At 67.6% G+C, this 12380-nt stretch carries 14 protein-coding genes and 1 tRNA gene; 6 read left to right on the top strand and 9 right to left on the bottom strand.

Annotated elements, in window-relative coordinates; translation table 11 throughout:
• Nucleotides 1–75: 75 nt before the first annotated feature.
• Together QZX62_RS04290 and rsmD are read left to right on the top strand one after the other, a co-directional pair.
• Nucleotides 76–900 (top strand): pseudouridine synthase, encoded by an 825-nt coding sequence (locus tag QZX62_RS04290; RefSeq protein WP_294172412.1) that lies wholly within the window; start codon nt 76–78, stop codon nt 898–900.
• Nucleotides 897–1433, top strand: a complete 537-nt coding sequence (gene rsmD, locus QZX62_RS04285) for a 16S rRNA (guanine(966)-N(2))-methyltransferase RsmD (RefSeq protein ID WP_294172408.1) — start codon at nt 897–899, stop codon at nt 1431–1433. Before QZX62_RS04290 ends, rsmD begins: the two co-directional genes overlap by 4 nt.
• Here rsmD and QZX62_RS04280 read toward each other — a convergent pair.
• Entirely contained in the window at nt 1430–1804 is a 375-nt protein-coding gene (locus QZX62_RS04280) for a hypothetical protein (protein WP_294172407.1), read from the bottom strand. The two genes, rsmD and QZX62_RS04280, sit on opposite strands and share 4 nt — an antisense overlap.
• 12 nt (nt 1805–1816) lie before the next feature.
• On the bottom strand, nt 1817–2383 hold the full coding sequence (pgsA, locus tag QZX62_RS04275) for a CDP-diacylglycerol--glycerol-3-phosphate 3-phosphatidyltransferase (protein ID WP_294172406.1): 567 nt from the start codon (nt 2381–2383) through the stop codon (nt 1817–1819).
• A gap of 137 nt (nt 2384–2520) precedes the next feature.
• Here pgsA and QZX62_RS04270 point away from each other — a divergent pair, with 137 nt between their 5' ends.
• The gene (locus tag QZX62_RS04270; protein WP_294172405.1) at nt 2521–3858 is read left to right on the top strand and encodes an MFS transporter; all 1338 of its coding nucleotides are present in this window, start codon (nt 2521–2523) and stop codon (nt 3856–3858) included.
• Here the strand turns inward: QZX62_RS04270 and QZX62_RS04265 are convergent.
• Nucleotides 3839–3994 carry a hypothetical protein gene (locus QZX62_RS04265; protein ID WP_294172404.1) on the bottom strand — a complete coding sequence of 52 codons (156 nt, stop codon included), beginning with the start codon at nt 3992–3994 and terminating at the stop codon, nt 3839–3841. The two genes, QZX62_RS04270 and QZX62_RS04265, sit on opposite strands and share 20 nt — an antisense overlap.
• Before the next feature lie 169 nt (nt 3995–4163).
• On the opposite strand from QZX62_RS04265, the gene QZX62_RS04260 reads away from it, so the two are divergent.
• Nucleotides 4164–5162 (top strand): LLM class flavin-dependent oxidoreductase, encoded by a 999-nt coding sequence (locus QZX62_RS04260; protein ID WP_294172403.1) that lies wholly within the window; start codon nt 4164–4166, stop codon nt 5160–5162.
• Nucleotides 5163–5183: 21 nt separating this feature from the next.
• Here QZX62_RS04260 and QZX62_RS04255 read toward each other — a convergent pair.
• The 3 genes from QZX62_RS04255 to rpsA form a co-directional block, all read right to left on the bottom strand.
• Nucleotides 5184–5265, bottom strand: a tRNA-Leu gene (locus QZX62_RS04255).
• Between the two features lie 142 nt (nt 5266–5407).
• Nucleotides 5408–5713 carry an integration host factor subunit beta gene (locus tag QZX62_RS04250; RefSeq protein ID WP_294172402.1) on the bottom strand — a complete coding sequence of 102 codons (306 nt, stop codon included), beginning with the start codon at nt 5711–5713 and terminating at the stop codon, nt 5408–5410.
• Nucleotides 5714–5852: 139 nt separating this feature from the next.
• Entirely contained in the window at nt 5853–7559 is a 1707-nt protein-coding gene (rpsA, locus tag QZX62_RS04245; protein ID WP_294172401.1) for a 30S ribosomal protein S1, read from the bottom strand.
• A gap of 375 nt (nt 7560–7934) precedes the next feature.
• Here rpsA and QZX62_RS04240 point away from each other — a divergent pair, with 375 nt between their 5' ends.
• A complete protein-coding gene (locus QZX62_RS04240) occupies nt 7935–8516 on the top strand; it encodes a DUF308 domain-containing protein (RefSeq protein WP_294172400.1) in 582 nt (193 codons plus the stop codon).
• A 3-nt stretch (nt 8517–8519) separates the two neighbouring features.
• On the opposite strand, the gene QZX62_RS04235 is transcribed toward QZX62_RS04240, so the two are convergent.
• The 3 genes from QZX62_RS04235 to QZX62_RS04225 are packed head-to-tail and all read right to left on the bottom strand — an operon-like array spanning nt 8520 to nt 11967.
• Nucleotides 8520–9560: an LLM class flavin-dependent oxidoreductase gene (locus tag QZX62_RS04235; protein WP_294172398.1), complete on the bottom strand. Its 1041-nt coding sequence runs from the start codon at nt 9558–9560 to the stop codon at nt 8520–8522.
• On the bottom strand, nt 9557–10474 hold the full coding sequence (locus tag QZX62_RS04230; RefSeq protein ID WP_294172397.1) for an alpha-L-glutamate ligase: 918 nt from the start codon (nt 10472–10474) through the stop codon (nt 9557–9559). The genes QZX62_RS04235 and QZX62_RS04230 overlap by 4 nt, the downstream gene beginning before the upstream one ends.
• A 53-nt stretch (nt 10475–10527) precedes the next feature.
• Nucleotides 10528–11967, bottom strand: coding sequence for an NAD-dependent succinate-semialdehyde dehydrogenase (locus QZX62_RS04225; protein ID WP_294172396.1), 1440 nt, complete (start codon nt 11965–11967; stop codon nt 10528–10530).
• A gap of 89 nt (nt 11968–12056) precedes the next feature.
• Between QZX62_RS04225 and QZX62_RS04220 the strand changes: the two genes are divergently transcribed.
• Nucleotides 12057–12359: an SCP2 sterol-binding domain-containing protein gene (locus QZX62_RS04220; RefSeq protein ID WP_294172394.1), complete on the top strand. Its 303-nt coding sequence runs from the start codon at nt 12057–12059 to the stop codon at nt 12357–12359.
• Nucleotides 12360–12380 lie beyond the last annotated feature (21 nt).

Raw genomic sequence — 12380 nt, 5'->3', positions numbered from 1 at the left:
CACGATGAGGATGCGCTTGACGATCCGCTTGCGCTTGCCGAACAGCACCAGGCACCCCCACGAAGGAACAGAGTTTTGCCCCCGGAACGAACGAACGGCTTGGCGGTGCCGCAAAGACCGGCGCGGAATCGGCGCAACCCGGCGCAGGGCGCCCGCAGCGGACCGCCTTCGCCGCGCGACGCCGGCCCACAGCGGATCGCTAAGCTGCTCGCCCGCGCCGGCATCGCCTCGCGCCGCGACGTCGAGCGGATGATCGCGGACGGACGGGTCGCGCTGAACGGGGAAGCGCTGACCACGCCCGCCACCCTGCTGGAGAGCCTCACCGGCGTCACCGTCGACGGCAAGCCCGTGCGCGCGCCCGCCGCGACCCGGCTGTGGCGCTTCTACAAGCCGCCTTCCTGCCTCACGGCCGAGCGCGATCCCAAGGGGCGGCCGACCATCTACGACCGGCTGCCGTCCGGCCTGCCGCGGGTCGTGCCGGTCGGCCGGCTCGACTTCATGACCGAAGGGCTGCTGCTGCTGACCAACGACGGCGAGCTGAAGCGGCAGCTGGAACTGCCCAGCACCGGCGTGGTCCGCCGCTATCGCGCCCGGGCGTTCGGCGAAGTCACCCAGGCCCAGCTGGAAGCGCTCTCGGAAGGGGTGGAGATCGAGGGCGTCCGCTACGGGTCGATCGACGCCAATCTGGAGCGTCGCACCGGCCGCAACTGCTGGATCGAGTTGGCCTTGACCGAAGGCAAGAACCGCGAGGTGCGGCGGGTGCTCGCCTTTCTCGGGCTGCAGGTCTCCCGCCTGATCCGCACGTCCTACGGACCCTTCACGATCGAGGACCTGGAGCCCGGCCAAGTGGGCGAGGTCCAGCGGGAAGAGCTGTTCCAGTTCCGCCGCACCCTGGCGTGAGGATCATCGCGGGCCGCTGGCGAGGGCGGCCGCTGACCGCGCCGCCGGGCCTGGCCACCCGCCCGACCGCTGACCGCACCCGCGAAACGCTGTTCAACATGCTCGCCAGCCGCCTTGGCAGCTTCGATGGCCTGCGCGTCGCCGACCTGTACGCCGGAAGCGGCGCGCTGGGCTTCGAAGCCCTGTCCCGCGGCGCCGCTCACGCCACCTTTGTGGAAACGGACGCGGCCGCCCGCACGGCCATCGGCGCCAACGCCCGGGCGCTCGGCGCTGCGATCACGGTCGTGGCGCACTCCGCCGAGCGGCTGCCGCCCGGACCCGCCTTCGACCTCATCCTCGCCGACCCGCCCTATACTGCGGGAGCGGGCAGCACCGTGGTGCGCGCGGTCGAAACGACCGGGTGGCTTGCGCCCGGTGGATGGCTGGCGGTCGAAACTACGCGGGGCGACCGCGTCGAGCCCGGGACCTTGCTGCTCAAGACCGAGCGCGACAGCGCCCGCGCGCGCCTCACCCTGCTTCGCCGGCCCGCCTAGACCCCGTTCGGCTTCTTGGCGCCGCCGCTCCCGCTTACCTCCTTGAGGAGCCGCGCACCGATCGCCGCAGCCGCTGCCTTGCCGGCCGCCTTGACCGCATTCGCCGACTTCACCTTGGCCGTGTCGTCCTTGCCGCTCTCGGCGATCGCCGCCACCGCCGCCAGCGCGCCGACCGCGATCAGGTCGCCGACCAACGGATGGTCGGCCAGTCTGGCCAGGCTCTCCAGGCCGCTGCCCCTGCCGTCGGCCTTAGCCTTTTTCGCCTTCTTGTCCTTGCCGGCGCCCTCGCTCTGGGCGCCGCCGCCGTCCGGACCGGCAATCAGGGCCAGCTTCTCGTCGTGCTTTTTCGCTTTCTTGGTCTTCTTGGCCATGACCTCTCCCCTTCAATCCATGTGCTTGATGCCGGTGCGCAGATAGTCCCAACCCGTGATCAGCGTCAGCGTTGCCGCTGCCCACAGGCTGGCAAGGCCCACGGCATGCACCCACTCCTCCCGCGGCACCGCCCCCGCCAGGATCAGCGCGCCCAAGGCGACCAGCTGAAAAGTTGTCTTCCACTTGGCCAGGCGGCTCACCGGCATCGATACATGCAGCGGCGCCAGGAACTCCCGCAGCCCGGACACGATCATCTCGCGCAGCAGGATGGTCAGCGCCGGCAGGATATGCAGCCCATGGATGATCGGCTCGCCGCTCGACTTGCGGGTGGAGACCAGCATCATGATCACGGCGGCGACCATGACCTTGTCGGCAATCGGGTCCAGGAACTGCCCCAGCCGACTGATCTGCCCCTGCGCCCGCGCGAGATAGCCGTCGAAGTAATCGGTAATACCGACGATGCAGTAGAGCACAAAGGTGATCGCGTAATCGAGCGGCGCCGGCCGCCACAGCAGGAACACCAGGATCGGCACCGCCAGGATGCGCGACAGGGTCAGGAGGTTGGGCAGCGAGAGCATGTCAGCCCCCGCCTATTAGGCCGTGCTGCCCGCTTTGCAAAAGCTTGGGGCGGACCCCGCCCTTGCCGAGCGCATCCGAGCCGTTATGGCTGCCCCGCGCCTCTGCGCGTCCATGCGCATCCCCAAGGGCCCGCCACTTGACCGAAGCCTCGTCCAGACTGCTGCTCCGCCGCCGATTCCTGCCGATCTTCGTCACCCAGTTCCTGGGCGCGTTCAACGACAACCTGTTTCGCACCGCCATGGTGCTGCTGGTGATTTACGGCATTTATCGCAGCGCCGAGCAGGAAGCGACCTTCAGCGCGGTCGCCGGTGGTCTGTTCATCCTGCCCTTCTTCCTCTTGTCGGCGCTGGCCGGCCAGCTCGCCGACGCGATCGACAAGGCGCGGATCATCCGCCTGGTGAAGACCGCAGAGATCGCCATCATGGTGTTCGGAGCGGCCGGGCTGCTGCTGCACAACATCCCGCTGCTGCTCGCCGCGCTTACCGCCATGGGCGTTCATTCGACCTTCTTTGGGCCGATCAAATACGCGATCCTGCCCCAGCACCTGCGCGAGGACGAGGTGTTGGCGGGCACCGGCCTGGTGGAAGCGGGCACCTACATCGGCATTCTCGGCGGAACGATCCTCGGCGGCCTGCTGGTGCTGCAACGGCCGAACGGCAGCTACCATGCCGAATGGGCAGCAGCGGCGGTGCTGCTGGTGGCGATCATCGGGCGAGTCGCCGGACAGTTCGTTCCCCCGGCCCCGCCGTCGGACGTGCCGGACGATCCCGAGTTTCCCGAGCCCGGGATGGACTGGCACATCCTTCGCGCATCCGTCCGCCTGATCAAAGCCACCATGCACATCCCGCGCCTGTTCATGGCGATCATGGCGATCAGCTTCTTCTGGGCGATGGGCGCCGTGCTCGCCGCCCAGTTCCCGCCCCTCGTCAAAAACGTCTTTTCGGGCGACCAGAGCGTCGCTACCCTGTTTCTGGCGGTGTTCTCGGTCGGCGTCGCGGTCGGCTCCGTCGCTATCAACCGCCTGCTTAGGGGCGACGTGTCGGCCCGCTTCGCGCCCGCATCGGCGCTGGTCATGGGGCTGTTCGTGCTCGGCCTCTTCCTGCTCAGCCGGAGCTGGCCGCCATCATCGCAGCTGCTCGACCTCCGCGGCTTCCTCGACAACCGCTGGGCGTGGCTGGTGGTAGTCGACCTGTTCGGGGTCGCCGTCGCGGGCGGGATGTTCGTGGTGCCGCTCTACGCTTTCCTCACCACCACCGTCCCTAAGTCCGAAACGGCGCGCACGGTGGCGGCCAACAACATCGTCAACGCCGGCGCAATGGTCGGTGCGACCCTGCTGCTGACGGCGCTGGTGCAACTGGGCGTATCGGTGGCCGGCACCCTGCTGCTGGTGGCGGTCGGCACCGTCGTGTCGGCCTGGCTAGGCTGGAAGCTCCACCTCGCCTGCGGTCACTCCGTCAGACAATCAGCAGGCTGACGAACAGGAACCCCGCCGCGTAAGTCAGGCCGAACAGCTTGAGGTTGCCGGTCCAGCCTTCCTCCATCCGCCCGTCGGCGATCCCCATTTCGGGTGCGGTCTGCGGTGAGGGGACGGAAGCAAAGCGGCGGCGCATGAGCGAAAGTCCTAACGCGGTGTTTACCATCTTCAAAACGCCAGCTCGCCCGCAGCGGTCCCTATGTCCCAAGCCGGGATTTCACAGCTTCGCGAGCCTCGCGACAATCGACACCGTGCAAGCAGCCACGGCTGGTTGAACGGGGCCTGCCCCACCCCAGCTTAGGACGATGGTCCCGCTTTCCATCCTCGATCTCGCCCCGGTCCCGGAGGGCGAGGACGCCGCGCAGGCGCTCCGCAACTCCGCCGATCTGGCGCAGGCGGCGGAGCGGTTCGGTTACAACCGCTTCTGGATGGCGGAACATCATGGCATGCCCGGGATCGCCAGCGCCGCTACCGCCGTCGCCCTGGCCTTTGTCGGCGCGCACACGTCGTCCATCCGCATCGGCGCCGGCGGCATCATGCTGCCCAACCACGCACCGCTGACGATCGCGGAGCAGTTCGGCACGCTGGCGTCGCTCTACCCGGGGCGCGTGGACCTGGGCCTCGGCCGGGCGCCGGGCACCGACGGGGCGACCGCTTATGCGCTCCGCCGCAGCCTCCAGTCGGACGAGAACCAGTTCCCGCGCGACGTGGTCGAGCTCATGGGCTACTTCGCAGGTGAGAACGGCCGGGTTCGAGCGATTCCCGGCGAAGGCCTCCACATCCCTATCTGGATCCTCGGCTCCAGCCTGTTCGGGGCCCAGTTGGCCGCCACCCTGGGCTTGCCCTACGCCTTCGCGTCCCATTTTGCGCCGGCGCAGCTGGATGATGCGATCCGCATCTACCGCGAGCGGTTCCAGCCATCGGAACAGCTTGCACGGCCCTATGTCATGCTGGGCTTCAACTGCATCGCCGCCGACACCGACGAAGAGGCTGAGCTGCTGGCCACCTCCATCCAGCAGGCGTTCGTCAACCTGCGCTCGGGCCAGCCCGGCAAGCTCCCGCCGACCAGGCCGGGCTACCTCGACAGCCTGCCGCTGCACGCCCGCGCGACGCTCGACCATGTGCTCGCCTGCTCGGCAATCGGCAGCGTTGCAACCGTCCGGAGCCGGGTGGAGAATTTCGTGGAACGAACAGGCGCCGACGAGCTGATGGTGACGGCGCAGATTCACGATCATTCCGCGCGGGTCCGCTCCTACCAGCTCCTGCGCGAATCGGTGCCGGCGCGCGAGCTGGTTTCAGCCTAGCGCTCGGCACCAAGCTGCGAGTGCGGACGGCGGGACTCGAACCCGCACGCCCAAGGGGCAGAAGATTTTAAGTCTCCAGCGTCTACCATTCCGCCACGTCCGCACAGGCCGGCTTGTTGGGCCGAGCGGACGGCCGGTCAAGCATCCTTCGTCATCCCAGCGCGGGCTGGCATTCAGGCGCGGATCAGCGACGTGGCTGATGTCTTCTGGACCCCACCCTCCGCTGGGGTGACGCCCCGCGACAGCTAGTCGGCGACCTCTTCGGTCATCTCCGAAAGGTTCAGCCGCTCGCGCATCTCCTTGCCCGGCTTGAAGTAGGGCACGCGCTTGGCATCCACTTCAACGCTGGCGCCGGTGCGCGGATTGCGGCCGACCCGGGCATCGCGGCCACGCGTCGAAAAAGCGCCGAAGCCGCGGAGCTCCACCCGGCCACCCTGCGCCAGCTGCTCGGTGATGGTGTCGAAGATCGCCGAAACGACGCTCTCCACCTCACGCTGCGTGAGGTCCGGAAAGTCGCCGCAAAGCTTGTGCACCAGTTCCGACCGGATCATCCCGCCTGTCCCCAACTGATTGGCCGTAAAACGCTGTACCCCGATCCCAAGCTGTCAGAAGTCCGCCGCAAGCGCAAGCGGACCTCTGCCACCGCCGGGACAGGGGGAGCGCGCCGATGCGGCGCTCCCGTTCCCCGGCCTACTTCTTGGTGCCCGCTTCCTTGAGCGCCGCACCCAGGATGTCGCCCAGCGAAGCGCCGCTGTCGGACGAACCATATTGCGCGACCGCCTGCTTTTCCTCGGCGATCTGCATCGCCTTGATGGAGAAGTTCGGCTTCTTGGACCGATCGGTGCCGATCACCATGGCATCGAACTTCTGCCCGACCTGGAAGCGCTCCGGCCGCTGCTCGTCGCGGTCGCGGCCTAGGTCGGTACGCTTGAGGAAGCCGGTCGGACCGTCGTCGCCGACCTGGACCTCCAGCCCGCCGTCGCGAACCTCGAGCACGGTGACCGTAACGACCTCGCCCTTGCTGGCGCCGCCGGAAGCACCGCCGGCCGACACGCCGCCGCGCTCCAGCTGCTTCATGCCAAGGCTGATGCGCTCCTTCTCCACATCGACGTCGAGCACCTGCGCCTGAACCCGCTCACCCTTGTGATGCAGCCCAAGCGCATCCTCGCCGGATACGCCCCAGGCGATGTCCGACATGTGGACCATGCCGTCGACATCCCCGTCCAAGCCGATGAACAGCCCGAACTCGGTGGCGTTCTTGACTTCGCCCTCAACGGTGGAGCCGACCGGATGCTTGTCGGCGAAGTCCGCCCACGGGTTGGACTGGGCCTGCTTCAGGCCAAGGCTGATCCGGCGTTTCTCCTGATCGACCTCCAGGACCTTGACGTCGACTTCCTGGCTGGTGCTGACGATCTTGCCTGGATGGACATTCTTCTTGGTCCAGCTCATCTCCGACACGTGGACCAGGCCCTCGATGCCCGGCTCGAGTTCGACGAACGCGCCATATTCGGTGATGTTGGTCACGCGGCCGCGGAACACGCCCTCGATCGGATACTTGGCCGCGGCGCCCTCCCACGGGTCGCTCTCCAGCTGCTTCATGCCCAGGCTGATGCGCTGGGTCTCGCGGTTGATGCGGATGATCTGCACGCGCACCGTGTCACCGATGTTGATGACCTCGTTCGGGTGGTTGACCCGCTTGTAGCTGATGTCGGTAACGTGCAGCAGGCCGTCGATCCCGCCCAGGTCCACGAACGCGCCATAGTCGGTGATGTTCTTGACCATGCCCTCGATCACCTGACCCTCGGCCAGCGTCTGGATGAGGCCGCTGCGCTGCTCGGCGCGGGTTTCTTCCAAGATCGCGCGGCGCGAAACCACGATGTTGCCACGGCGGCGATCCATTTTGAGGACCTGGAACGGCTGGGGAATGTCCATCAGCGGCTGCACGTCGCGGACGGGGCGAATATCGACCTGGCTGCCCGGCAGAAAGGCGACGGCGCCGCCCAGGTCGACGGTGAAGCCGCCCTTGACCCGCCCGAAGATCACGCCCTCGACGCGGTTGCCGGACTCGAACTCCTTTTCAAGCGTGTCCCACGCGGCTTCGCGGCGCGCGCGGTCGCGGCTGAGCATGGCTTCGCCATTGGCGTTCTCCACCCGATCGACATAAACCTCGACTTGGTCGCCGACCTTGAGCTCCGCCTTCTGACCCGGCGCGGCGAACTCGCGCAGCGGAACGCGTCCCTCGCTCTTGAGGCCGACGTCGATCACCGCAAGGTCGTTCTCGATCCCGGTGACGGTGCCCTTGACGACGCGTCCTTCAAAGGCCTCGTTCTCGCCGCCAAGCTGTTCGTTGAGGAGTGCCGCGAAATCGTCGCGGGTCGGAAAAGCCGCAGTGGCCATAAGTTTTCGTGTCTCTCGTATCTCTGGTCGTGTGCCGCCAGCCGGACCGCTGTTGGTCGGCTTTCCATCTGGCGGACCTGGCAACCCTAAGTCCTGCCCCGCCGGCCCCATGCCGGAACGAAGCGTCCTCGCAGATGTGAGCTCCGGGCAGCTGCCGTTCAGCGCGAACAGCGCGTGCGGCACGGGACCTCTTGGGTTGCCCGTGGCTTCACGCGCGCCGAAAAGACGAGCTTGCCCGCGGGAAGCTCCTGCCCGCTGGACGACGCGCGCCTTAGCCGAGAAGCCTCCACGGAGCAAGCGGAAGCCCATGATCGGCACCGCAAGGATGACGAACCCCGCCATTTTCTGGTAAGCACGCCGGCAATGAACGCGCCCGTGGTCCGAACCCGTTTCCGCACCCAGCGCTACCAGGCGCTGCTGCTCGCGGGCTGGCTGATCCTGCTGCTCGCGGCAGGTACCGCAGCCCTGCCGCTGCTGGAACGAAGGTCGGGCGCGATGCTGGTCGGCGGCATCCTGCTCGCGGCAGGCGTGGCCGAGCTGATGGCCGGCACCCTGCGCAATGCGGCCCGCCTTCCCTCCATGGCTGCGGGCGCAGTAACGATCTTGGCGGGCGTGCTGTTCGTGCTGCGGCCGGAAACGTCGCTGCTCCCCACCGCTTATGTGATCGCCGCTTGGCTGCTCGCCCGTGCGATCACCGTCGGCATCGCCGGCTTGCGCGCGGAAGGAGGACCGCGGCGCTGGAGCCTGATCTCGGCTGCGACAGACCTGCTGCTTGGGCTGCTGCTGCTGCTCGGCCTGTCGATCGCGACGCTGGTCGTGACGCTGTTCGGCCCGACCCCCGACATTATCGCCAGCTTCGCCTGGTTCCTCGCCGCGAGCCTGCTGACCACCGGCTTCTACCTGCTGGAGGTCGGCAACTGCGAGCGCGAGGCTACCAGCCTGCCGCCCGAGCCCTGAGACTCAGATCCGGCCTGCGCGCATCGGTCCGATCACCTGCTCGGCGAAGCGGTCCATCTCTTGCGCTTGTGGACTGAGCTGTAGCAACAGCAGGTCCAGCCCGACCGCTTCATAAGCCCTGATGCGCTCGGCCATCTGCTCGGGCGTGCCGACGAGGTTCGGCCGGAGCCCCCGGTTCGACACGCTATACTCCTGCAGCTTCAGCTCGCGCTCCAGCTGCGTGCCCGACAGCCATTGATCGAAGTTGGCAAAGCCCGGCGGCGGGCTCGGCGGCATGGCGGTGATCCGCTTGAGCTCGACCTGTGCTTCTTCCTCCGTGTCGCGCACAATGGCGAACGCGGCCATCCCGAACCGCATCGGCCCCTCGCCGATCGCCTCCCGGCGTCGCGACATGTCGGCGATCTTGGGCGCAACCGCGTCCACCGGATCGCCGTGCATGACATAGGCGTCGCAATCGCGCGCGATCAGCGTCTTGGCCGCCTCGCTCTCCCCGCCCGCGTAGATGATCGGCCGCGGCGACTGCGCGGGCTTGGGCTCGCAAATCGCATCGCGCACCTGATAGCGTTCGCCTTCGAAGGTGAAGCGTTTCTCCGACCAGAGCCCGTCGACCACCGCCAGCCATTCGGCAGTGCGTCCATAGCGGTCGTCATGGCTGTCGAACTGCAAGCCGTATTGCTGCGCTTCCTCCGCCCACCAGCTCGACACCACATTCAAGGACAGCCGCCCACCGGAGATCTGGTCGATGTTAGCCGCCTGTTTGGCGAACAGCGCCGGATGGTGGAAGTTCGGCCGCACCGCGACCATCAGCTCCAGCTTGCGCGTTACCGCCGCCAACGCCGCCGCCGTCGACCAGGCGTCGAGCGCGGGCTCCTCGACACCCTTGATGTCGTTCAGGAACAGCTCGGCAATCAGGGTCAGGTCCCAGCCGGCCTCCTCCGAGCGCAGCGTCAGGTCGCGCACCTGGCTCCAAGTGGCGGCCGGTCCCTCGTCGGGGATGTTGCGCAGCCAGCCGCCGAACACCGGCATCCAGTAACCGAACCTCATGCTTGCACCTTCGCGATGACAGATTGCAGGTAATCGACCAGCCGGTCGTGCGGGTCCCAGCCAAGCACCTCCAGCGGCTTGGCGACGAAATTGGACAAGGCGTTGATGTCGTAAAAGCGCGGGCTCCCGTCGCGGTCGTCGATCACCACCTCGACCCCGCCTACGTCCATACCCACCGTTTGAGCGATCTCCTCGGCAACCCTAACGATCTCGGCAGCCGGCTCGACCGCCTGCATGCGGATCGCTGCCTTGCCCGGCTGCGCGAGGCAGGCGTCGGCCGGACACAGGTCGAAGCTGTCGCCGCCGCTCTCCACCTCCAGCGCGTAGAGGAACTTGCCCGCCAGCGTCTCCAGCCGGAGGATCGTGCCCCCGCGCGGCGGCACATAGTCCTGCAGCAGCAGCACCTGGTCGATCGAGGTCGGCGTGCTGCCCTCGGCCACCGAACGCTCCAGCTCCTCGCGGCTGGCGTAGCGCGTGATCCCCGCGCCCGACCCGCCGATGTTCGCCTTGACCAGCAGCGGCCAAGCCATGCCCTCACTCGCCGCCGCCAAGTCCGCCGCGCGATGTACGACCCGCGTGTCCGGCACTGCATGACCCAGGCTCCGGATCAGCGACAGCTGCCGCGCCTTGCTTGTGTCCATGGCCAGCACCTCGGGCCCGTTCAGCACCGTTGCGCCACCACGCCGCCAATGATCGAGCAGCGCGGTCGTATAAAACAACGGATGCTCCGGCTCCCGCAGGAAGCTCGACATGGCGACCCGGTTGAAGACCACCGGCGCGGGCGGTCCTCCCGCCAGGTCGAATTGGTGGTCGGTGACCCGCACCGCCTGGTAGTCGATGCCACTCCGGTCCAGGGCCGCGAACAGCGGCTCGAACCATAGGGGATGCTCGTAGAGGATGAGGAGGTCGGGCACGCAAACTCCCATTCTCCGGCGACCGCCGGAGCTTCAGCCGTCGGTCGAAGAAGTCAGGCCTGATGAATGGCCTTGGTCACCTGATAGCTCTGCAGCCCTTCGGGACCACCCTCCGAGCCGAAGCCGCTGTCCTTGACCCCGCCGAACGGCGCATCGGACACCGAGATCGCAAACGAGTTGATCCCGACCATCCCGGCCTCGATCGCATCGCCCATAATGTTCGCCCGGCGGCCGTTCTCCGTGAACAGGAACGCCGCGAGGCCGTAAGGCAGCCGGTTCGCCTGTTCGATCGCCTCCGCGTCGCTGGCGAACGGCCGCATCAGCGCGAGCGGTCCAAAGGGCTCATTGTTCATGACCTCGGCTTCCAGCGGTACGTCGGCCAGCACCGTCGGCTGGAAGAAGAAGCCGCCCTCACCCGGCTCGCCGCCGGCCAGCACCTTGGCGCCCTTGGCCCGCGCGTCCTCGACCAGGCTCCCGATCGCCGGCACCCGCCGCCCGTTGGCGAGCGGTCCCATGCGCGTATCCGGCTCCAGCCCGTTCCCGACCTTCAGCGCCCGGGTCCGCTCCGCGAAGCCGCGCTGAAAGGCGTCGTAGATCCCCTCCTGCACATAGAAGCGCGTCGGCGACACGCACACCTGGCCAGCATTCCGGAACTTCTGTGGCACCACCATGTCGAGCGTCTTGTCGAGGTCGCAATCGTCGAACACCAGCACGGGTGCATGGCCGCCCAACTCCATCGTGATCCGCTTCATGCCGTCGGCGGCGAGCTTCATCAGATGCTTGCCCACGGGTATCGATCCCGTGAAGCTCACCTTACGGATGACGCGCGACCCGATCAGGTGCCGCGAGACCGTGTCGGGCACGCCATGCACCAGCTGGAACACGCCCTTAGGAATGCCAGCGTCGGCCAGCGCCCGCGCCATCGCCCCCGTGCAGCCCGGCGTCTCCTCCGGCGGCTTGGAGATCACCGTGCACCCCGCCGCCAGCGCCGCCGCTACCTTCTTGGCCAGGAGGTAGATCGGGAAGTTCCACGGCGTGAAGGTCGCGGTCGGCCCGACCGGCTGCGGGATGACGATGGAGCGCTGCCCGGTCGGCCGCACCAGCACCCGGCCATAGGCGCGCTTGGCCTCCTCGGCATAGAAGTCGAACATCTGTGCGGAGCCGATCACCTCCGCCTTGGCTTCGTGGAGCGGCTTGCCTTGTTCCTGCGTCAGCAGCGCGCCGATGTGCTTCGCGCGCTCGCGCAGCAGGTCCGCGGTGCGGTGAAGGATCGCCCCGCGCTTTTCCACGTCCAGCGCCCGCCACTCGGGCCAGGCCCGCTCCGCCGCCGCCAGCGCCTCGTCCAGGTCGCCGGTGCTCGCCAGCGGCACCTCCGCAATGGTCTCGCCCGTGGCTGGGTTCACCACCGGAAAGGCGTCGCGCTCCTCGCCGGAGCGCCAGGCACCGTCGATGAACAGCTGGAGGTCGGCGTCGTAGCGAGTCTGTGCGTCCATCCGCCGCAGATAGGTCGCCCGCCCTTGCCCGCCAAGCGCCGCGCCGCTAGCCCGCTACTGACAAGATTGTTTTTTAAGGAGCTATTCGCATGACCAAGCAGGAACTCGTCGCCAAGATGCAGGAAAACCAGGCCTGGCTGCCGGGCAAAACCGTCAAGCTCGACTTCGGCGGCGACGAGGGCTCGGTGCTGCTTGACGGCAAGAACAACCAGGTGAGCGAAAGCAGCGACGGCGCGGCGGACACCACCATCAAGGTCAGCTGGGCCGACTGGCAGGCGATGGCCGGCGGCCAGCTCGACGGCATGACCGCCTTTATGACGGGCAAGCTCAAGGTCGAAGGCGACATGAGCAATGCCATGCAGCTGCAGGGCGTGCTGGCCAAGCTGCGATAGTCAACGCGCGCTTCACGCCGG

It is taken from the genome of uncultured Sphingomonas sp., assembly GCF_902806265.1.
GTDB lineage: Bacteria > Pseudomonadota > Alphaproteobacteria > Sphingomonadales > Sphingomonadaceae > Sphingomicrobium.
This window is presented reverse-complemented; position numbering and strand designations above follow the sequence as displayed.

Bases quoted from the DNA above. Each gene is read 5' to 3' on its own strand.
- QZX62_RS04235 (WP_294172398.1), bottom strand. From the start codon at position 9,560: ATGAGGTTCGGTTACTGGATGCCGGTGTTCGGCGGCTGGCTGCGCAAC.
- QZX62_RS04265 (WP_294172404.1), bottom strand. From the start codon at position 3,994: ATGCGCCGCCGCTTTGCTTCCGTCCCCTCACCGCAGACCGCACCCGAA.
- QZX62_RS04250 (WP_294172402.1), bottom strand. From the start codon at position 5,713: ATGATCCGGTCGGAACTGGTGCACAAGCTTTGCGGCGACTTTCCGGAC.
- QZX62_RS04225 (WP_294172396.1), bottom strand. From the start codon at position 11,967: ATGGACGCACAGACTCGCTACGACGCCGACCTCCAGCTGTTCATCGAC.
- QZX62_RS04220 (WP_294172394.1), top strand. From the start codon at position 12,057: ATGACCAAGCAGGAACTCGTCGCCAAGATGCAGGAAAACCAGGCCTGG.
- QZX62_RS04280 (WP_294172407.1), bottom strand. From the start codon at position 1,804: ATGGCCAAGAAGACCAAGAAAGCGAAAAAGCACGACGAGAAGCTGGCC.
- rpsA (WP_294172401.1), bottom strand. From the start codon at position 7,559: ATGGCCACTGCGGCTTTTCCGACCCGCGACGATTTCGCGGCACTCCTC.
- QZX62_RS04260 (WP_294172403.1), top strand. From the start codon at position 4,164: ATGGTCCCGCTTTCCATCCTCGATCTCGCCCCGGTCCCGGAGGGCGAG.
- pgsA (WP_294172406.1), bottom strand. From the start codon at position 2,383: ATGCTCTCGCTGCCCAACCTCCTGACCCTGTCGCGCATCCTGGCGGTG.